Source organism: Lysinibacillus sp. NPDC097231 (assembly GCF_044761885.1).
In the GTDB taxonomy this organism is placed as follows: domain Bacteria; phylum Bacillota; class Bacilli; order Bacillales_A; family Planococcaceae; genus Lysinibacillus.
Window position 1 is genome coordinate 1 of record NZ_JBIWDH010000057.1, and the last position, 19,709, is coordinate 19,709.

21 protein-coding genes are annotated in these 19,709 nt (G+C 37.3%); 9 read left to right on the plus strand and 12 right to left on the minus strand.

Annotation, left to right across the window (positions count from 1 at the left end; translation table 11 throughout):
• Positions 1–140 precede the first annotated feature (140 nt).
• Positions 141–881, minus strand: coding sequence for an effector binding domain-containing protein (locus tag ACIQXF_RS22140; protein WP_402787774.1), 741 nt, complete (start codon positions 879–881; stop codon positions 141–143).
• Between the two features lie 70 nt (positions 882–951).
• Positions 952–1,875, minus strand: a complete 924-nt coding sequence (locus tag ACIQXF_RS22145; RefSeq protein WP_402787777.1) for a helix-turn-helix transcriptional regulator — start codon at positions 1,873–1,875, stop codon at positions 952–954.
• A 579-nt stretch (positions 1,876–2,454) separates the two neighbouring features.
• On the opposite strand from ACIQXF_RS22145, the gene ACIQXF_RS22150 reads away from it, so the two are divergent.
• Entirely contained in the window at positions 2,455–3,573 is a 1,119-nt protein-coding gene (locus ACIQXF_RS22150) for a response regulator (RefSeq protein WP_402787779.1), read from the plus strand.
• Between the two features lie 370 nt (positions 3,574–3,943).
• On the opposite strand, the gene ACIQXF_RS22155 is transcribed toward ACIQXF_RS22150, so the two are convergent.
• Complete coding sequence (locus tag ACIQXF_RS22155) at positions 3,944–4,591, minus strand: response regulator (protein WP_402787782.1); 648 nt, start codon at positions 4,589–4,591, stop codon at positions 3,944–3,946.
• Between the two features lie 11 nt (positions 4,592–4,602).
• Positions 4,603–5,718 (minus strand): GAF domain-containing sensor histidine kinase, encoded by a 1,116-nt coding sequence (locus ACIQXF_RS22160; RefSeq protein ID WP_402787785.1) that lies wholly within the window; start codon positions 5,716–5,718, stop codon positions 4,603–4,605.
• Positions 5,719–5,914: 196 nt separating this feature from the next.
• Between ACIQXF_RS22160 and ACIQXF_RS22165 the strand changes: the two genes are divergently transcribed.
• Both ACIQXF_RS22165 and ACIQXF_RS22170 read left to right on the plus strand, forming a co-directional pair.
• Positions 5,915–6,340, plus strand: a complete 426-nt coding sequence (locus tag ACIQXF_RS22165; protein WP_402787788.1) for a disulfide oxidoreductase — start codon at positions 5,915–5,917, stop codon at positions 6,338–6,340.
• A 55-nt stretch (positions 6,341–6,395) separates the two neighbouring features.
• On the plus strand, positions 6,396–7,235 hold the full coding sequence (locus ACIQXF_RS22170) for an RluA family pseudouridine synthase (RefSeq protein WP_402787791.1): 840 nt from the start codon (positions 6,396–6,398) through the stop codon (positions 7,233–7,235).
• A 117-nt stretch (positions 7,236–7,352) separates the two neighbouring features.
• Here the strand turns inward: ACIQXF_RS22170 and ACIQXF_RS22175 are convergent, their stop codons facing one another.
• Complete coding sequence (locus ACIQXF_RS22175; protein ID WP_402787794.1) at positions 7,353–8,183, minus strand: aldo/keto reductase; 831 nt, start codon at positions 8,181–8,183, stop codon at positions 7,353–7,355.
• A gap of 86 nt (positions 8,184–8,269) precedes the next feature.
• Positions 8,270–8,446, minus strand: a complete 177-nt coding sequence (locus tag ACIQXF_RS22180; protein ID WP_402787797.1) for a hypothetical protein — start codon at positions 8,444–8,446, stop codon at positions 8,270–8,272.
• A 436-nt stretch (positions 8,447–8,882) separates the two neighbouring features.
• Between ACIQXF_RS22180 and ACIQXF_RS22185 the strand changes: the two genes are divergently transcribed.
• Positions 8,883–9,728, plus strand: coding sequence for a VOC family protein (locus tag ACIQXF_RS22185; protein ID WP_402787800.1), 846 nt, complete (start codon positions 8,883–8,885; stop codon positions 9,726–9,728).
• An 87-nt stretch (positions 9,729–9,815) separates the two neighbouring features.
• Complete coding sequence (locus ACIQXF_RS22190; protein WP_402787803.1) at positions 9,816–10,076, plus strand: hypothetical protein; 261 nt, start codon at positions 9,816–9,818, stop codon at positions 10,074–10,076.
• A gap of 83 nt (positions 10,077–10,159) precedes the next feature.
• On the opposite strand, the gene trmL is transcribed toward ACIQXF_RS22190, so the two are convergent.
• Together trmL and queG are read right to left on the minus strand one after the other, a co-directional pair.
• A complete protein-coding gene (gene trmL, locus ACIQXF_RS22195) occupies positions 10,160–10,633 on the minus strand; it encodes a tRNA (uridine(34)/cytosine(34)/5-carboxymethylaminomethyluridine(34)-2'-O)-methyltransferase TrmL (protein WP_402787806.1) in 474 nt (157 codons plus the stop codon).
• A 14-nt stretch (positions 10,634–10,647) separates the two neighbouring features.
• Entirely contained in the window at positions 10,648–11,778 is a 1,131-nt protein-coding gene (queG, locus tag ACIQXF_RS22200; protein ID WP_402787809.1) for a tRNA epoxyqueuosine(34) reductase QueG, read from the minus strand.
• 59 nt (positions 11,779–11,837) lie between these two features.
• Here queG and ACIQXF_RS22205 point away from each other — a divergent pair, with 59 nt between their 5' ends.
• Entirely contained in the window at positions 11,838–12,527 is a 690-nt protein-coding gene (locus ACIQXF_RS22205; RefSeq protein ID WP_402787812.1) for a B3/B4 domain-containing protein, read from the plus strand.
• A 329-nt stretch (positions 12,528–12,856) separates the two neighbouring features.
• Here the strand turns inward: ACIQXF_RS22205 and ACIQXF_RS22210 are convergent, their stop codons facing one another.
• Positions 12,857–13,474: a hypothetical protein gene (locus ACIQXF_RS22210; protein WP_402787815.1), complete on the minus strand. Its 618-nt coding sequence runs from the start codon at positions 13,472–13,474 to the stop codon at positions 12,857–12,859.
• A 373-nt stretch (positions 13,475–13,847) separates the two neighbouring features.
• On the opposite strand from ACIQXF_RS22210, the gene ACIQXF_RS22215 reads away from it, so the two are divergent.
• Entirely contained in the window at positions 13,848–15,434 is a 1,587-nt protein-coding gene (locus tag ACIQXF_RS22215) for a catalase (protein WP_402787818.1), read from the plus strand.
• Between the two features lie 47 nt (positions 15,435–15,481).
• On the opposite strand, the gene ACIQXF_RS22220 is transcribed toward ACIQXF_RS22215, so the two are convergent.
• Positions 15,482–16,384 (minus strand): S66 peptidase family protein, encoded by a 903-nt coding sequence (locus tag ACIQXF_RS22220; RefSeq protein WP_402787821.1) that lies wholly within the window; start codon positions 16,382–16,384, stop codon positions 15,482–15,484.
• A gap of 119 nt (positions 16,385–16,503) precedes the next feature.
• Between ACIQXF_RS22220 and ACIQXF_RS22225 the strand changes: the two genes are divergently transcribed.
• Complete coding sequence (locus tag ACIQXF_RS22225) at positions 16,504–17,391, plus strand: DMT family transporter (RefSeq protein WP_402787824.1); 888 nt, start codon at positions 16,504–16,506, stop codon at positions 17,389–17,391.
• Between the two features lie 284 nt (positions 17,392–17,675).
• Here ACIQXF_RS22225 and ACIQXF_RS22230 read toward each other — a convergent pair whose 3' ends face one another.
• Together ACIQXF_RS22230 and nagB are read right to left on the minus strand one after the other, a co-directional pair.
• The gene (locus ACIQXF_RS22230) at positions 17,676–17,798 is read right to left on the minus strand and encodes a hypothetical protein (protein WP_402787827.1); all 123 of its coding nucleotides are present in this window, start codon (positions 17,796–17,798) and stop codon (positions 17,676–17,678) included.
• A 118-nt stretch (positions 17,799–17,916) separates the two neighbouring features.
• Positions 17,917–18,630, minus strand: a complete 714-nt coding sequence (nagB, locus tag ACIQXF_RS22235) for a glucosamine-6-phosphate deaminase (protein WP_402787833.1) — start codon at positions 18,628–18,630, stop codon at positions 17,917–17,919.
• A gap of 192 nt (positions 18,631–18,822) precedes the next feature.
• Between nagB and ACIQXF_RS22240 the strand changes: the two genes are divergently transcribed.
• Entirely contained in the window at positions 18,823–19,566 is a 744-nt protein-coding gene (locus ACIQXF_RS22240; protein ID WP_402787830.1) for an arylamine N-acetyltransferase family protein, read from the plus strand.
• Positions 19,567–19,709: the final 143 nt, after the last annotated feature.

A 19,709-nucleotide genomic window follows, 5' to 3' on the forward strand; every position in this document is an offset into this window, starting at 1 on the left:
GTCCCAGAGGCTGGTCGGCTTTTCTTCACTTCTACTATAAAAAAATAGTAGCACAAACCATGGCCTTGGTTTGTACTACTAATGTTAGTATGTTTATAATGCCTGAAAGTTTTTCTTTGAAAACTTTTGGGTGCTTGTTTTTATTTTATCGCAATATAAATATCGACCTGTGCTTCTTGTGGATTGGCACAACGTTCATCATACATCTCAAAGTCACCTGTGTATGCTCGTTCTACGCCTGATTTTGCAAACCATGCCCAAATATCTTGCCAAGCTTTAATGATAATATCTGGCATTGGTCCTTTTTCTGAAGTAAACACCAAATACTTTGCAGCTGGCACTGTTTTGATGACCAGCCCATCTGGCACTTCATCCGCAGCTGACACTTCAATTCCAAGTGTTATAAAATATTCCCCATTAACATCCGTTTCATAGTCAGAGTACAAGCCGTACGTTACTTGACTTACCGGATTTGTTATCTGTCCTACAATATCTTGCTGATAAAAATCCGTCCATAATTGCGGTATTTTTGCTTGCGATGTGATTTCTTTGGCATTACTTGTTTGTGCTGAAATTCCCACTATTTGAAATGATTGTTTTTCTTTCGCAATTGGCTCTTTTAGTTCATGCTTTCGCCATCGCTTTAAGCTAGGTAAAAAGGAAGCTAACATTTTACGTGCATCCTCTTCTGCCATTCCGTCTTCTTTTAAATGAGGTACACAAATTTCAACCATTTCTTCAACAGTTAGATTTGGCGCCTTGAACTCTCCTAATTCAAAACAATACGTGCAATACTCTTGGCTTTTATGACCTTCTCTTTCTGTACCTAATAATGCCTCATCCATTAATGGCATTCCACAGCTTTGACAATAACTTTGCATGGTTAAATCCACCCTTCGTTGTATTTGTCCCTACTATAGCAAATGAAACCTGACAACTGTCTGTCATCTATTATTGAAGATCTTTATATAATTTCACAATTTCTGTCGCACGTTCTTGCACAATTTGTCTAATATGAGGTGGCTCTATAACTGTAATTCGATGCCCAAAGCTGAGAAGGAAGCCATAAAGCCATTCATCCTCTGGTATTGAAATTCGGATTGTAGAATGTTCATGATCTATATGTTCAGCGCCAAATGATTCTTCTACTAATGTCGTAATCGTAGAATCAAAAGACAATGTAAGGTCTACTACATTTTGAGGCTGATGCCATTCTTTGTCCCATGGAAGTTCGGATAAATTTACTTCCTTACGCTGAAAAGTTGTTAACTCTTCTTTTAAATCCTTCATCCTCGAAATTTTAAATAAGCGAAAATCTCCTCTTAATATGCAATAGCCATAAACATACCAAACCTTGCCCTTTTGTACTAAGGTGTGTGGTTCTAATAAACGCTTTGTGATACGTCCATGCGTAGTTGAATAAGTAAAGCTTACACACTTCCCATGCTCAATTGCTGTTTTTAATAATGTTATTTGCTCCTTAAAAAGGACATTTTGCCCCCATGGACTAAGGTCAATAAATAATTGGTCAATAGATTGCTTTATGTTGTCATCAGCAACACTTGTTATCTTTTCTAGCACTGCTTTCGCATGTGAATCTTCGTATGTTGTGAGTGCACTTTTAATGGCAATAGAAAGAGAGGTAAGCTCCTCCTTAGTCAATACCTGTTTATCGACACGATAGCCATCAATAAGACTAATCCCACCGTTAACGCCCTGCTGACTAATGACAGGAACTCCGGCACAACTTAGCGTTTCAATATCACGGTAAATCGTTCGGACAGACACATTAAATAAATCAGCCAGCTCCTGTGCCTTTACCTTTTTACGATTAATTAAAATCATTATCATCGTTAAAAGACGCTCTAATTTCATAATTTCACTCCTCGTACTATCCATCTATTCCCCCATGGTAATTGCACTTTAATTACTAATATCCTATCTATTTAAGTATTTTTTAAGTAGTTTTTGAGTTTTATTTAAGACAAATTTACTATAATAACGCCTGATAAATTATTACTATCATTAAATTATTTTTCACAAAATAAGGATAATCTATTAATTAATTGTTTAACCATTTTTAAGAATAGTTTTTAATAATAAACGCTTATGTAATTATTTCAATTCTCTTAAAACAACAGACAAAACTTCTCTTCTCTAATAAGAACATTGAAAAACTAAAGTAACGATTGTGGAAACCCTACTTTCTACACAAAGAATTTAGTGCAGCGTTATGTGATCTCAATGGAAAGATGAGTCAGATAAAATCCCCTATTGTAAAGGGAGGGCTCGCTGCTCACTCATGGAAAGCTGTAACAGAGTGCTAAATCCTAGTATTAAATTTTATGTGAAATTTACTTTTTAGTGCTCACCTTATTTTAAGGGAAGCCTTTTCAAACAAAATAGACTAGAGTTTAATTGTTTTCAATTTTATTGTAAAAAGGAGATTTTGATATGATTCGAGCCGTTTTAATAGACAATGAACCTTTAGCTTTACATTATTTTCAAAATAAACTACAAGCATTTCAGCAAATACAGGTAATTCAAACTTTTACAAGCGTAGAAGTATTTTTAAATGAGCTTCCAACAATAGAGTTTGATGTAATTTTTTTAGAGACAAAGTTGAATGAACTAACTGGGCTTGAAGTAGCTGATATTATCAAAACTGAGCGTCCACATGTTTGTGTTATTTTTATTACCTCGTATAAAGAATTTGCTATACAGTCATATGAGATTGGAGGGCTTGACTACTTACTTAAACCCATTAATCATGCTCGTTTAGAAAAAACTATTGCCCGTATTGAGCATGAATATTCCATTCAGCAAATAATACAGCAAGCTTCTAAAACCATTTTAAACGTTCAATGCTTCGATCAATTTGCCGCATATAGTAACAACAGTTTAGTTGCTTTCAAAACCGAGAAAACAAAAGAAATATTTGTATATTTCATTTTACATCCAAACATACCAATTCATCGTGATTATTTGATTGAAATTCTATGGCCTGACTTAGACTATATACGGGCAAAGTCGAATCTCCATACAGCTCTTTCTTATTTAAGAAAAACCTTAAGTAATATAGGTTATGCGAACTGTATTATCTTTTCAAATAAGTATTATATCTTTGAAAAACCTAACATCCTTTGTGATTTATATGATTTCCAAAGATATTATGATGATTTCATAAAGTTAGATTTCCCACCAATTTCATTAATCAACCAATGTCTCTCTATTTATAAAAATGGATTACTTTTATTTGACGATTATGAATGGGCCACTGCCTATAAAGATAAGCTGACTAAATCATACATAAATTTATTAGAAAAAGGGTTTCAAGCTACCTTATTAACGGATATCGATAAGGCGCTTGAATTTTTAAATAGCCTCCTAGATTTTGATCCATATAATGAACAAAAACTTGAGCATTACTTACACACTTTAATAAATGCAGAGCTTCATGAACAGGCATACAAAGTGTTTCTAGACTATGAACGGAAACTAAAAGAGGACTTGGCACTTACACCAAGCTCAACATTAATTGACTTTGCAAAAAAATTTTTTATTGAAAAATAAATACACTCATAAAAAACGACGGGCTACTACTTATTTGTAGGAACTCGCCGTTTACTATTCTAATGAATTTTACACTCTATACTTTTCAATCAATTATGCCTCGGCATAATTGCGTCCAGAATCGGCTTTGTGCTTTGGCCTGCATGATGGCCGACACGATGTCGATCATTTCGGTAATGCCACAGGACGTGGCGTTCTAAGACTGAGTTCCTCTATTTTAGCGGATGCTTGGACACCCGCTGAAAAGTGTCTAAACTAGCATTCATCTCACCATCTTCTGTATCTGTCGCTACGCTTTCGGTACAAAAGATATTTGTAGCTGACGCTTCGCTTTCGCTACCAAAACATTTGCTTTAAAGAAGTTAAACTTCTATATACCACTACCCTCTGTCAGCCCGTGCTTTACAGCATAAAGAGCTGCTTGCGTACGATCCTGCACTTGTAGCTTTGTGAAAATATTAGAAATATGGGTTTTCACTGTTTTTTCTGTAACAAATAGGGAGGAAGCAATTTCACGGTTACTTTTCCCTTTTGTAAGCTCTGCCAGCACATCCTGTTCACGAGGTGTTAGTGGGTTTAATACATGAGGTACATTTATAGATTCTTGACGGTCCATTTCTAGAGTCGTTGTTGCTTCTGGATGCAATGTATTTTCACCACGCATAATACGACGAATGGATAATACCAAATCATCAGGCTCAATATCTTTCAACTGATAGCCTGCTGCACCTGCCTCCATAGCTGGCACCACATGATCACGATCTGAAAAACTTGTAAGCATTAAAATTTCGATTTGTGGAAACTTAGCTTTAATGCGTTTCGTTGCCTGAATACCATCCATTTCAGGCATTACTAAATCCATTAATATAATATCTGGCTGAATACTTTCCGCTAAAGCTACTGCCTCTAATCCGTTTTTCGCTTCTCCAACAACTTCAATATCTTTCTGTGTTTTTAAAAAAAATAGTAATCCACGACGTACTACATGATGATCGTCAGCGATTAATACACGTATCATTCTCTTCCCCCCTAATATGGCAAGCGGATTAACAGCTCTGTTCCTTTGCCAATTTCACTAACCCAATCAGCTGTACCACCAACTGATTTTGCGCGATCTTTTATCGATTGCAAACCTATTGACAGTAGCTTAGTATTGTTATCTATGACAAAGCCTCGTCCCTCATCACGAATAACAAGTAAAATATCTGTAGAAGTTACTGTAATATATAGTGCGACTTCCAGTACGCCAGCATGACGACGTACATTATTAAGTGCCTCTTGAGCAACCCGAAATAATGTTTCTTCAATACGTGATGGAAATTGCAATACACCAGAAACTGTTACATGGAGCTTCAAGCCAAGCATTTCAGCATAGACTTTAATCGCCTCAAGTAAGCCGTTTTCCAATCCTTTTGGACGAAGTTGCCAAATAAGTGCTCGCATCTCTGTTAAAGCGTCCTGAGTTAAATGCTGAATTTCTTTAAATGTTTCTTTAACATCACTATCATTCGTCATTTCAATACCTGCTCTTGCCGTTAATGTAACTGAAAAAAGTAGCTGATTAACGGAATCATGTAAGTCCCTAGCTAAACGATTGCGCTCTTTTACAAGTGCCATTTCTTGCTCTTGCTTCGTCAGTAAAATTCGCTTAATGGCAGAGCCCATCTGAAAGGCGACCGATTCAAGTAATGCTAATTCTTCCTCTGAAAAACGCACAGTATCCTTTGATGCAACATTTAAGACACCAAAGCGCTCCTGTCCTGATTGGAGTGGAACTGTCGCATGATGTGTAATACTTTCGTGATCACCAACATTTGCAGCGATTGCACTTTCGATTCGTTGGCATTCAATAATGTTTGAAGCTTTTTTAAGCTCCTCATTTCGATAGCGGGAAACACACCAACAGCCTCCCTTTTTTAAATAATGGCAATTCTTATATTCCAATGCCTCTGGTAAATTTTCATGGACAACAAGCTCTGAGCGCCCTTTAGCATCGATAAAAAAAATCCAGCCTGTTTCAAAATTTGTTCCATTTAAAAATTTTACAAGTGCGCCCTTTAGCATCGTAATTATTTCAGTTTCTTCGTTTAATAGTTCTGCAATTTCTTTTAAAATACTGATATTAGAATGCTCATTCTCCCTCACAAAAAACACCTCTTCTTTGGCATTACTAATTTTAATGATAACATTTCAAAGTCTGGAACGTCTGCCTCAGCCATTCATACTTTAGACTGAAATTCTGAAAAAAGTATTTACCTTATCTTCGTAAAGATAATTTACTTCTAAAACTAGAACAACTATAATCGAACAAGTACATGGTTAGATTAAGGAGAGAATTTATATGTCTAAAAAAGTAGAAAATGGCTTATTATTTATTTGGATTGTCTCTGTCGTTGCCACACTGGGTTCATTATATTTTTCGGAAATTCGTCACTATGAACCTTGTAAAATGTGTTGGATTCAACGTATTTTCATGTATCCAATTGTCATTATGACCACTATTGCCTTTATTCAAAAAAATGCACGTATTGCTGTTACAACAGCTGTTTTTGCCATTATGGGTGGCAGTGTATCACTCTATCATTATGGAATTCAAAAACTTAGTTTCTTAGCCGAAACTGCTCCATCTTGTGGTGCGGTTTCATGTACAGGACAATATATTAATTGGTTAGGATTTATCACAATCCCATTTTTAGCGCTCACTGCATTTATTTTAATTGCAGGGGCAAGCTTTTATTTAATGAAGTCTGTAAAAGCTGCAAAATAATTAAGAGACCGTGTTCTACAATTGGAATACGGTCTTTTCTACGGAGGAAAAATATATGTTTTGTTATGAAATAAAAGAAAATAACTTAACAGTTGAAGAACTGTTACGCAATCATTGGCGACTCGGTAAAAAATTAGTACATGAATTACGTATGGCGAAGGCTGTCACAACAGTTGATGGAGAGCCTATACAATGGAATGATCCATTACAGGCAGGCTCCAGCATCAAATTTACATTCCCTATTCCTGCATCTAATTATAAACCGACACCTGTTTGTGCAATTGATGTCGTATATGAGGATGATCACTGCTTAATCGTTTCAAAACCAAAAGGCATGTCGACACATCCAAATGACGCTAGTGATACCCATACATGTATGAATCATGTCATGGCACATATGAAAGAGCAAGGTGGCGTTTACGCGGAGCATGTCCATCGACTTGATAGAGGGACTCAAGGTTTGTTACTTGTAGCAAAGCACCCATTAGCTAAGTCCATCTTTGATCGTATGATTGAGGAAAAATCCATTATTCGAACTTACGCCGCAGAGGTACAGGGAAATTTACGCACCTCATCTGGCACAATTGCCGAATCTATCGGAAAAGACAGGCACCATGCAACAAGGCGTGTTGTCTCAAAAACTGGTCAACATGCTGTTACACACTATGAAGTTGTAGCTCGTTATAAAAACTCTTGTGTTGTCCATCTAATTCTTGAAACAGGAAGAACACATCAGATACGCGTACATTTAGCACATATCGGACATCCGATTATAGGTGATACAATGTATGGAGCAAGAGAAACAGCAAGTGGTGACTATGAACTCCATGCCATTCAATTAGAGTTCGAGCATCCATTTTTAAATAAACAAATCGTTGTGAAGGACAAACAGTAATACAATATTATTGTTGTGGTGCAAAAGGCAAATTATCTTCATTCAGTAGAAGACTCCCACCTCTAGAGGTGGGAGTCTTAATGTGCTTTCAATACAAAAAGCATTTGCTGAAAGAAGTTAAAAATTAAACTTAAAATTATCTGGGTCCTGCCCAAAACGTTCATTACGATTTAACGTAGCTAATTTATCCATCTGAGCTTGTGTTAATTCAAAATCAAAAATCTGTGCATTTTCCTCAATACGACTCGGTGTTACAGATTTCGGAATCACGAGAGTGTCATTTTGTAAGTGCCAACGAAGTACAACTTGTGCAGCTGTCTTTCCAAGTTCTTGACCAATTTCAAGAACCGTTGGATTATCAAGCACACCACCTCGACCTAGTGGGGACCATGCTGTAACAGCAATTCCATGTTCATGACAAAATGCTCTTAATACGTCTTGCTGTAAAAATGGATGCACTTCAACTTGATTAACCATCGGCGCAATATTTGCTTTGGCTAATAGCTGTTGTAGATGATGCTCATGGTGATTTGAGACTCCTGTTGCACGAATTAACTTTTCATCATATAAACGTTCAATTGCTCGATACGTTTCTTCAAATGTTTCCGGTACTGCCCAATGCGTTAAATATAAATCTAAATAATCCATATTTAACTTTTTCAATGATACTTCAAAAGCACGTAATGTTTCATCATAGCCTTGATCAGTATTCCAAACCTTTGTCGTAACAAAAATGTCCTCTCGTTTAACACCTGAATGACGAATAGCTTCGCCTACTTCAGCTTCATTACCATATAAAGATGCAGTATCGATAGCTCGATAGCCAAATTGAAGTGCTTTATCAATAGCTTGCAAAGTTTCATCGCGTTCAGTCATTTTGTAGACCCCTAAACCGAAGCGAGGCATTTCTTCACCATTTGTTAATGTTTTTGTTGATTGTAAATTCAAGAATAACAACCCCTTTCTTTTCCTAGTTCCATTATACAAAAAATTGGTTTTAAGAAAATAAGGATATTCTTGACCTTGTCCAACATCTAATGCCTATTTGTTTTTTCTTCAGGATCATCTACTTGAATAGGATCTGTAATTCGATTATCCTCAGCGAGTTCTAAACCATCACGCATATGCTCCATTTGTTTTCCTAAATCCTGTAAATCTTTAAAGTTTCTAGCCATTGTACCGTTTTCGATATTCGGAACCTTTTTTTCCATTATCATCACCTCTCTTATAGTTTTCCCGAAATAGTTATGTTTGAACCATTTCTGACATATTTTATTCCACTATGTCGTTTCATTTTTCTAATAGATAGGCTATACTAAATGGAGATGTCTTTATAAACATGAGGAGGGTTCTTCCATGAAATTATTATTAATTATTGGTGTAACTGTTGCTTTCTTATCTGCTATTTTCACTGCTGGCTACGAAGGCGACTACAAATCAGAGAAATAATACCTCAAGAAAATCACTAAGCATGAGCATATGCTTAGTGATTTTCTTATTGTAGATCAACGAGAAGAACCATATCGGTTACTTCTCTTTTTTTTTGGAATAATATAATGACTTGACTTTATTCGCTTTATAAAATACACTTACTTACATAAAGTAAGTTGATGATTAAAAATAACTATTATTCGGAGGTAATTTATTATGCATTTTCATGAAAAACCAAACACATATGTAACAAATGTTGAACTTAAAGTAAGTGATCTTCAACGCTCATTAACATATTATCAAGAGGTTATTGGCTTTAAAGTCTTACATCAGGAGTCTCATAAAGCAACTTTAACAGCCGATGGTAAAACAGCTTTACTTACAATTATTCAACCTGAAACATTAGAAGAAAAAACGAGATTCACAACTGGGCTTTATCACTTTGCTCTTCTTTTACCAACACGTCGTGATTTAGCAAATATTATTACTCATTTTCATCATATCGGCGTGCACTTTGGTGCATCTGACCACGATGTGAGTGAGGCCCTTTATTTAAACGATCCAGATAAAAACGGCATCGAGGTTTATGTAGATCGCCCTGAAAATAAATGGACTTGGCATTTTGACCAAGTGCATATGGTTACTGAACCCCTTAATATTCAGTCAATATTAGAGGAAGGTAACGGCAGATGGGATGGTCTTCCTACTGATACGGTGATGGGTCATATTCATTTATCTGTATCGAATTTAATTGTCGCGGAGGAATTTTATACAAAGGGATTAGGGTTTGAAATTGTCACTCGTTATGGAGAACAAGCGTTATTTATCTCAACTGGCCGCTATCACCATCATATCGGTTTAAATACTTGGTACTCTGAGAACGCGCCAAAGCTTGGAGAAAATCAGGTTGGCTTAAAAACATTTTCACTACGTCTAGATAGTGAGGAACAAGCAGTAACAATGAGAGAAAATCTCCTTGCAATTGGTGCACCTGTTATTGAGATAGATGGAGGTTTCCAAACAGAGGATCCAGCAGGAAATGTTGTTTTATTGAAATTTTAAGAGTGTTGTGACGAGCTATCCGGCGGTTTAAGGATTGCATCCGTCGCTTGACAGGTTCTTTCTGTCGCTTGGCGGGCTTTCCGTCGCTTGCGGCATTCTTTCCGTCGCTTGGCGGGCTTTCCGTCGCTTAACGGGTTCTTTCCGTCGCTCGACTGGTTTTTTCCGTCGCTTGCGGCGTTCTTTCCATCGCTCGACTGGTTTTTTCCGTCGCTTCCGGCGTTCTTTCCATCGCTCGACGAGTTCTTTCCGTCGCTCGACTGGTTTTTTCCGTCGCTTGCGGCGGGTTTCCATCGCTCGACTAGTTTTTTCCGTCACTGGACTGTTTTTTTCCGTCGCTTGCAGAAGTAAATTTAAAAAATTTCACATCAGAAAAGCGCGAGAAATCAACGTTTCTAAATTGATTTCTCGCGCTTTTTGATCAGTTTTTCTTTTTATTGTAGCCCTGGGTATCCTTGCTGGCGCAGTGCTTCATAAATAACAATTGCTGCTGTATTCGATAGATTAAGTGAACGAACATGCTCACTTTGTGGAATACGCAAGCACATTTCTCGACGCTCGTACGCAAAATCTTTTGGTAAGCCTGTCGTTTCTTTCCCAAACATAAAGTAAATATCTCGATCTTTATCACTAAAATCATGTGTCGTAAATGGCTCTTCACTATATGTCTCAATTAAATAAACGTCGCCATTTTTGGATGACTCTAAAAAATCCTCTAATGAATCATGATACACTACATTAACACTATGCCAATAATCTAAGCCGGCACGTTTTAGCATTTTATCGTCTGTGGAAAAACCAAGAGGACGAATTAAATGTAGTGAAGTATTTGTTCCAGCACATGTACGTGCAATATTTCCTGTATTCGCTGGAATTTCTGGTTGATATAAAACGATATGCAATGGCATAACGGTACACTTCCTTAACTAAAAAATTGTAAACCTTTGTTAATTTCAACGAGTACTTCCTCGTCTTGTTCTTTTGCTTTTGCCTCAAGTAATGCAGATTGGGCCTGTTCTCCACCTATCTTACCTAAAGCCCACGCTGCCGTTCCTCGAATAACAGGTCGTTCATCCTTTTCAAGAAGTGCTACTAAATCTGGTACCGCAGCTTCTTCTTTAAAATGGGCTAATGCCAAAATAGCATTGCGTTGAATTGGTTTTTTCCCTCGCCATGAACCAGAAACATGTCCAAACTTCTCCTTAAAGTCACGGTTTGAAATCGTTAGAAGTGGTACGAGTAGCGGTTTTGCAAGCACTGGATCCGGCTTAAATTCCTCATGTATCCAGTTAATCTTTCCTTTATTCTTTGGACATACGGTCTGGCATGTATCACAGCCATACAAACGATTACCAATATGGGTACGAAACTCATCGGGTAGTGTTCCCTTAGTTTGCGTTAAAAAGGCTATACAACGTTGAGAGTTTAGCTGTCCCCCCTCGATTAACGCGCCTGTTGGACAAACATCTAAACATAAACGGCAATCTCCACATTCATCCTCTATAGGCTTATCAGGAGCAAACGGAATATTCGTGATAAGCTCTCCTAAATATACATATGAACCAAACTCGGGCGTAATAATCGAGCAGTTTTTGCCGCTCCAGCCTATCCCTGCACGTTCTGCAACTGCTCTATCCACAAGTGCACCCGTATCAACCATCGATTCAATACGCACACCTTCTATGCGCTCTTCAAGCCAAGCTGATAATAATTTCAATCGCTCACGTAATGCTGTATGATAATCGACACCCCAGGAAGCACGGCAAAAGATCCCTCGCCTTGCTCCTTTTTTTCCTATAGGAGCATCCTTCATACGTGACGGATAAGCTACAGCTATCGCCACAATGCTTTCCGCTTCCTCTAACATTTGTAGGGGTTCGGTACGTTTTTCAATATCGCTTTCCTCAAAGCCAGACTGATAGCCAAGTTCTTGCTGACGGCGCAGTCGATTTTTTAATTCTGTAAATGGAGCTGCTGTTGTAAAGCCAATTTTGTCTACGCCAATGGACATTGCATACGCCACAAATTCACGTTGTAGGTCATGTATGTTCATTTTATTTCCAACTCCTTATTTGATACAATAATAGAAATAGATAAAGTAGGTGATGTTTTATGGACATTTCAATTAATCAATCTCTATTGACACAACATCCCGAGCTAAAAATCGGCATTATTCATTATACCAAAATTGTCGTTACAGAATCGCCTCAAATGATTAAAGGCCGCATGCAATTGTATCAGGAAAATCTCTATTTAGAAATGCAGGAAAATCCCGTAACTCAACGAGAGGGTATCGCTGAATGGCGACAATTATGGAAAAAGCTTGGTGCTGATCCGAACCGCTATCGTCACTCAGCAGAAAGCTTAATGCGTAGGATTAGTAAGCAAAATTATTTAACACCGCTTCACTCTGGTGCTGATTTAAATAATTTCTTCTCCCTGCAATATGAAATTCCAATAGGCTTATATGATGTAGCTAAACTAAACGGGAATATAGAAATCGCAATTGGCGATGAGGATACTGGCTATGAGGGCTTAAATGGTCGTTTTAATTCGTTAAAAAATCTCCTTTATAGCTGTGATATGGAAGGTGCATTTGGGTCACCATTTGTCGATTCTAGACGTACGTCTGTTTCAGAGGAAACGACCGAGGCTCTACATATTTTCTACCTTCGCCCATCATTGTCAGAAGAAAATGCAAAAGAGCTTCTTGCATCTGCCGGTAAGATGTTTAACCAAATTCATGGTGGCGATTATAAAATGTCCTTATTAACAAACGCAACACCATCTACTACAATGTGATTATTCTTGCAGAGCTCTTAAAAAGCTAATAAGTATTTTAGCAAAAAAATTTCAGGAGCTCGTCAACTAATTACATCGTAGCGCTTTTATACCATTGAAAAAGGACAGACTCAATTACTGCCCGCAAATGGGAGATAAATTATCGAATCTTATCAATACAAAAAATATAGTGTTGAAATTAACTTAGATGATTCCGTTATTCTAATACCGGGCTGCCAAGCTATTATTTCTAAAATAGAATACAACAGCAAAAAAAAAAGCATCTCTTGAACTGCACCTCAACTGTGTCTAACAATTGAGGTGCAGCTCATTTAAAGATGCTTTTTGGTCTATTTAGTCAAATCATAATTAAATTCAAATTTTCCTGCATCGACATCGGTACAAATATTAGTTACCTTATATGTAGAATCAGTATAAGAATGAGTGTCTCTATTTCCTTCAGCTATAGCTAATGATTCGGTGAATTTATCCAAATCTAATCCTAGTGCTTGAGCAACTAATACAGCTGAAGTCATCCCTTCTGCCCATTCGTCTCCCTCATCATTTACTTCTTTTTCTGGGAGTCCTTGAACAGTAAGATTATATCCAATTATTTTTTTATCCTTATTATATTTAGCAACTAATTTGTAATGGCCCTTATATTCTTTAAAATCAGCTTCCAATAGGACTTGTGAGAAATCATTAAGTTCATTAGATACTGGTTCTGAAATCATATCTAATCCTATGGGTTGAACCTGTTTAAATAAAGTAAGCTTTTCATTGTATTCTTTAACAAACTCTTCAACCATAGCTTTTGATTCAGTATCAACCTCTTCAAATTTCACTGTATCAACTTGCTCTTGCTTTACATCTTCTTTTTTTACATCTGTCTCTTTTTTCTTCTCTGCTCCCTCTCCGGAACATCCAACTAGCATAACGGCTAGTAGCAATACTAAAGCTTTCTTCATTTACCCTTATTCCCTCCAAATGCATATCACTAAAAAATATACTTTACTAGAATTAACGAAATAAAGTTATAGTACCAAAAATTCCTATATTAATATTTCATCTCATCCAATTACAATTCTGACAAATTAAGGTTCATATTTCCACACTTATTATTCGTCATTTTTCGACACACTAGGTAAAATTAAGGATAATATTATTCCTCTTTGTCAAAAATATCAATTGTTCCCAACAAATATGATTAGCTTATGATACTAAAAAATGAAAATACCCTCAAATAAGCCATCTTACCCCTTTTGTGTTAGAGAGCTTTTAATGTCTAGACTACCACAATCAAGGACAGAATGGAGATATCCAACAGAAAGGGGTTATACAATGACAAAACAACATGATTCAACAAATGAGCATAACATGACCTTGACAAATCGACAGGGACATCCTATTACAAACAATCAAAATATACGAACTGTTAGTAATCGAGGACCTGCAACACTTGAAAACTATGATTTTATAGAGAAAATAAGTCATTTTGACCGCGAAAGAATTCCAGAGCGTGTAGTACATGCGCGAGGTGCAGGGGCACATGGCTATTTTGAAACATATGGTGTCGCTGGGGATGAGCCTATTTCTAAATATACACGAGCAAAAGTATTTCAGGGTAAGGGTAAGCAGACGCCTATTTTTGTGCGCTTCTCAACAGTTATTCATGGTGGTCATTCGCCTGAAACATTACGTGATCCGCGAGGCTTTGCTGTAAAGTTCTATACTGAGGATGGTAACTGGGATTTAGTCGGCAATAATTTAAAAATCTTCTTTATCCGTGATGCGATGAAATTCCCTGATATGATTCACGCCTTTAAGCCTGATCCTATTACAAATATTCAGGATGTTGAACGCTTTTTTGATTTCTGTGCAAGCTCTCCAGAATCCTTCCATATGGTGACATTTATTTATTCACCTTGGGGTATTCCAGCTAACTATCGAATGATGCAAGGCTCTGGCGTTAATACGTATAAATGGGTCAATAATGAAGGAAAAGCCGTCCTTGTAAAATATCATTGGGAGCCTTTACAGGGCATTAAAAACTTAACACAAAAGGAAGCTGAAGAAATCCAAAAGAAAAACTTCAATCATGCTACACAGGATTTATACGATGCGATTGAACACGGTGATTATCCTGAATGGGAGTTAAACGTACAAATTATGGAGGATGGTCCACATCCAGAGCTTGACTTTGATCCATTAGATGATACAAAGCTATGGCCTAATGACCAATTCCCGTGGTATCCAGTGGGTAAAATGGTGTTAAATAAAAATCCAGAAGACTATTTTTCTGAGGTTGAACAGGCTACTTTCGGTACAGGGGTGCTTGTAGACGGATTGGATTTCTCGGATGATAAAATGTTACAAGGTCGTACCTTCTCTTACTCTGATACACAGCGTCATCGTGTAGGTGCAAACTATTTACAACTTCCTATCAATGCTCCTAAAAAACGAGTAGCGACCAATCAAAACGGTGGTCAAATGATGTATAAACGTGATTTAGCTCCAGGGCAAAATCCTCATATTAACTATGAACCTTCGATGTTAAATGGCTTAAGGGAAGCTATTCAAACGGCAAAGGAATATACGCCACTTGTGGAAGGAAATCTCGTTCGTGAATCAATTGATCGCCAAAGTAATACGAAGCAAGCTGGTGAAACGTATCGCAATTTTGAGCAGTGGGAACGAGATGAGCTACTTGAAAACTTAATTCGTGATTTATCTGTCTGTAATATGGCCATTCAAGAAGCAATGATTGCATTAGCGGAAGAAGCAGATGAAGAATATGGTCGCTTGCTAAAAGAAGGTTTACAAAAAGCTCGAAAGACTTCCTCTACCTCAAAGCCTCTCGGCAACATTAATGGTGATGATGCCCCTAGAGATGCTATCGATAAAGGACATGACACAAAGCCTTATTAAAAATTAAATAGAGCGCTATGCACCTATAAAAGGCAGAGCGCTTCTTTTTAATGCACACCAGGCAAAATCCTAAGTACCTTTTCCTGTGCGTCTAATATGGCATCCACTCCTAATGGAATGGCAATATTTGTTGCTTCATGTCCAATTTTAAAACCTGATACTACTGGAATATCTAACTCAGCGAAGTACTCTTTCATTAATGATAATAGAGCCGCTTCCTCGGCTCCTGTTTGCGTAAAGGAACCAATAACAACACCTGCTAATTGTTCAAACTTCCTCGCTTGCTTTAATTGTTGCAGCATCGAATCAATATGTGGAAGCGTCTCCGCAAGCTCCTCAATCAGTAAAATTCTACCTTCTGTGTGAACCTCAAATTTAGTACCTAATGTGCTAACTAGGCGACGTAAATTCCCCCCAATAATTTGACCGCGAGCTACACCTGGTCCAATCGTTGTTAACGTTGATATATCCTCCGTATACTGTATTTCTATCGGTGAAAATAGCTGTAAAAACATTTTCTTCGATAACTCATCTATTCTTCCTACAGACATAAGCAACGGTCCATGAAATGTTACTAAATTAGCATATTCATTAATCGCGCAATGTAAATATGTAAGATCTGAGAAGCCCCAGAAGATTTTCGGATTTTCCTCTAGTAGACCGTAGTCAATCTTTTCTGCAATTCGTGCAGCACCATAGCCACCCTTGACACAAAAAATAGCCTTTACCTCTGGATTTTTAACCATTTCATGAAAGTCATTCAGACGTTCCTCGTCATTACCCGCTAAATAATCATGCTTTGCCTGAATTGTATCGCCAATAAGATAATTAAGACCTAAATCGTCAAGAAAGGATATTGCATCTCCTAGCATTTCGGGATCCACTAGACTCGATAAAGCAACCAGACCAACTGTATCTCCCTTTTGTAAATGTGGTACTGTATTTTTCACCCTAACCCCTCCTATTGTTTTCCTTATTCTAGCATAAAGATAACATGGAAACATTGATTATTAGCGAGGATAGTGCCTATAATTGATAAGAATATTCTTACTTTAAAGGAGTATGCTTCATGAAAATCCCACCATATGTATTATTATTACTGGCAACTCTTTTATGGGGCGGTAATTTTGTTATTGGTCGGGCAGTTAGCGGTGATATCCCACCTTTAACCCTAGCATTTCTACGTTGGTGTGTCGCCTTTATCGTGTTTTTCCCGATTGCTTTTCAAAATTTAAAGCGTGAATGGCGGATGCTAAAGGAGAATTGGCCGATTGTCATTATTTTAGCCTTAACAGGAGTTGCTGCCTTTAATACCCTAGTTTATATTGGACTACATTATACAACGTCGATTAATGCATCTTTAATGAACTCATCAACACCTATTATGATATACATACTATCTTTCATTTTTCTGAAGGAAAAACTATCAAAATTTCAGCTCTTCGGAACAGCCTTATCACTTAGTGGTGTCATTTTTATTATTTCCGGAGGCTCATTTGCAAGTTTAGTCGATTTTACATTCAATAAAGGGGATTTAATAGTTGTAGTGGCGGTCTTCTGTTGGAGCATATATTCGCTTCTTATAAAGCATTACGCCAATCGTTTACCTGGTCAATCGACATTCCTAGTGACCATCTTCATCGGAGCAATGATGCTGTTACCGTTTTATATCTATGAAACAATCACAATCACAGATTCTATTCACTGGCAATGGTCAACAATAGCTGCCATTCTATATGTTGGTGTGTTCGCATCGATCGTAGCCTTTCTTAGTTGGAATAGCGGTGTTGTACAGCTAGGTGCAAACAAGGCTAGTATTTATTTAAACTTCATCCCTGTTTTTGCCTCCATATTCGCTGTAATATTCCTCGATGAAAAATTACACTCTTTCCAAATTATCGGAGGCCTTGCCGTTGTTGCCGGTGTCATATTATCAGGTAGAAAGAGTGTATCCTAGCATATTGGAATAGAAGTTCTATTTGCCATTCGGGGATTTTATCCGTCGCTTTGAGGACTCTACTCTTCGCTTTGCCGGTTCTATCCGTCATTTTGAGGACTCTATTCGTCGCTTTGTCAGTTCTATCCGTCACTTTGTCACTTTGCCTGCTCTATCATTCATTTTGACAATTCTATCCGTCATTTTGCCGGTTCTATTCGTCGCTTTGAGGACTTATCCGTCGCTTTGTCACTTTGCCTGCTCTATCATTCATTTTGACAATTCTATCCGTCACTTTGCCGGTTCTATTCGTCGCTTTGAGGACTTATCCGTCGCTGTGTCACTTTGCCTGCTCTATCATTCATTTTGACAATTCTTTCCGTCACTTTGCCGGTTCTATCCGTCTCTTTGAGAACTCTATCCGTCATTTTGCTGGTTCTATCCGTCGCTTTAACAGTTCTATCCGTCACTTCGATATTTCTACCAACAAGCATATTGCAAAATAAAAAGCGTAGACTCACATTAGTTGAAGTCTACGCTTTTTCTCTAGTTTGTTCCGCCGTAAATAACCGTTACATTTGGATGATTTAATAATTGGCTTGCTGGGAAATCTTCTGTCACAATTCCACTCTTTAATCTTTCGATAGCCTCTAGCTTTTTTTCACCAAATGCAATTAACACGATTTCCTTGGCATTCATGATAGATTGAATGCCCATTGTAATAGCATGCGTCGGTACATCTTTTGAATCGTCAAAATAAATTGCATTTTCAGTTCGTGTGGATTCTGTTAATTCTACAATATTCGTCAGTGATTCGAAAGATGTTCCTGGTTCATTAAAGCCAATATGCCCATTAACGCCAATTCCTAGAAGCTGTAGATCAATTCCTCCTGCTTCCTTAATTCGAGCATCATAAGCCACGCATTCAGAGGTTAAGTTCTCTGCTTTACCATTTGGTAAATGAATATTTTCCTTTTTCATATCTACATGATTAAATAAATTCTCATGCATGAATGTCCAATAGCTTGCCGGACTTGATTGATCCAGACCAACATATTCGTCTAAGTTAAATGTAATTACGTCTTTAAAAGATATATGTCCAGCTTGTTTGCATTTCACTAATTCTTTATACATACCTACAGGTGAGCCACCAGTCGCTAATCCTAAAATACTTGCTGGCTTTACTTGTAATTGCTTAGTGAAAATATTCGCTGCCACTTCGCTCATTTCATCGTATGAATTCACTTCTATCCATTTCATTCCACTTGTCATGCTCATACCTACCTTACAATCATTATTATTAACTAAATAGGAAATGCCTTACTTTATTGTAGCTAATATTTTAATTTTACAAGTTATCTAACTACTTTTCTATTATTTTCTTTTCAATATTATGCGTGTATTCTCAAGTCATTTCGGTTATGTTAATTAATAAGGAAGTGAGGCGATTTTATGAATTCACAAATACAGCAATATTTGAAGCTTATTCAATTTCAAGGATCTTTAGAGCCATCTATTAAGCTACTTGGTCAGCTCCAAACAAGACATCTATGTACCATTCCATATGAAAACTTAGATGTTGCCTTGAAACATGGCCTCTCCTTCGCTATCCCTGACCTTTTTCAAAAAATCATCCTTCAACATCGCGGAGGTAATTGCTTTGAATTAAATATTTTATTTAGCTGGCTCCTTCGTGAACTCGGCTTTTCTGTGACCAATCGCTATGCACAGTTTTGGCGCAACATGGAAGCAGATACACCCGTTGAGGATGTACCTATGCATCAGCTACTGCTTGTCCATTTCGCCGGCCAATCATATATATCAGATGTTGGCGTAGGTGCACTAGCGCCTTGTAAGCCAGTTCCATTAATAGCTGGTCATCATCACCGTGAAGGCGATGAACTATATAAAATTGAGCGCGATGATGCAAATGGTTGGATGCTGTATGAACAAACACAACATAATTGGCGCTTGCTCTATAGTTTTTTTGATGACGCGAATGATGCAATATTTGCTCCAAGACTTTCTAAACAACAAAATAAAATCGCTATGATTCGTACCCTTCGTGGTCGACATACAATGCTCAACAATGAATTTCGAATATACGAGGGACAATCCCTAACAACCTATACCACTCATAACGACAAGGAATGGCTGCAAGCACTTTATCGTTTTTTTCATATTTCATTAGATTAGCTCTTCGATACTTATACATCTATGGCAAAAGCAAGCCTCTTCAAATCCTTAAAATGTACCCTATAAGATAGACACTTAAAAAAAGTCTCTCTTACAGGGTACTTTTATTTATAATGAACATAACAACTAGATGGAGCAGAACT

Excerpts from the sequence above, each read along its gene's own strand:
- ACIQXF_RS22140 (WP_402787774.1), bottom strand. The coding sequence starts at position 881 with ATGCAAAGTTATTGTCAAAGCTGTGGAATGCCATTAATGGATGAGGCA.
- ACIQXF_RS22145 (WP_402787777.1), bottom strand. The coding sequence starts at position 1,875 with ATGAAATTAGAGCGTCTTTTAACGATGATAATGATTTTAATTAATCGT.
- ACIQXF_RS22150 (WP_402787779.1), top strand. The coding sequence starts at position 2,455 with ATGATTCGAGCCGTTTTAATAGACAATGAACCTTTAGCTTTACATTAT.
- ACIQXF_RS22155 (WP_402787782.1), bottom strand. The coding sequence starts at position 4,591 with ATGATACGTGTATTAATCGCTGACGATCATCATGTAGTACGTCGTGGA.
- ACIQXF_RS22165 (WP_402787788.1), top strand. The coding sequence starts at position 5,915 with ATGTCTAAAAAAGTAGAAAATGGCTTATTATTTATTTGGATTGTCTCT.
- ACIQXF_RS22170 (WP_402787791.1), top strand. The coding sequence starts at position 6,396 with ATGTTTTGTTATGAAATAAAAGAAAATAACTTAACAGTTGAAGAACTG.
- ACIQXF_RS22180 (WP_402787797.1), bottom strand. The coding sequence starts at position 8,446 with ATGGAAAAAAAGGTTCCGAATATCGAAAACGGTACAATGGCTAGAAAC.
- ACIQXF_RS22185 (WP_402787800.1), top strand. The coding sequence starts at position 8,883 with ATGCATTTTCATGAAAAACCAAACACATATGTAACAAATGTTGAACTT.
- trmL (WP_402787806.1), bottom strand. The coding sequence starts at position 10,633 with ATGCCATTGCATATCGTTTTATATCAACCAGAAATTCCAGCGAATACA.
- queG (WP_402787809.1), bottom strand. The coding sequence starts at position 11,778 with ATGAACATACATGACCTACAACGTGAATTTGTGGCGTATGCAATGTCC.
- ACIQXF_RS22205 (WP_402787812.1), top strand. The coding sequence starts at position 11,838 with ATGGACATTTCAATTAATCAATCTCTATTGACACAACATCCCGAGCTA.
- ACIQXF_RS22210 (WP_402787815.1), bottom strand. The coding sequence starts at position 13,474 with ATGAAGAAAGCTTTAGTATTGCTACTAGCCGTTATGCTAGTTGGATGT.
- ACIQXF_RS22215 (WP_402787818.1), top strand. The coding sequence starts at position 13,848 with ATGACAAAACAACATGATTCAACAAATGAGCATAACATGACCTTGACA.
- ACIQXF_RS22225 (WP_402787824.1), top strand. The coding sequence starts at position 16,504 with ATGAAAATCCCACCATATGTATTATTATTACTGGCAACTCTTTTATGG.
- ACIQXF_RS22230 (WP_402787827.1), bottom strand. The coding sequence starts at position 17,798 with ATGACGGATAGAGTTCTCAAAGAGACGGATAGAACCGGCAAAGTGACG.
- nagB (WP_402787833.1), bottom strand. The coding sequence starts at position 18,630 with ATGAAATGGATAGAAGTGAATTCATACGATGAAATGAGCGAAGTGGCA.
- ACIQXF_RS22240 (WP_402787830.1), top strand. The coding sequence starts at position 18,823 with ATGAATTCACAAATACAGCAATATTTGAAGCTTATTCAATTTCAAGGA.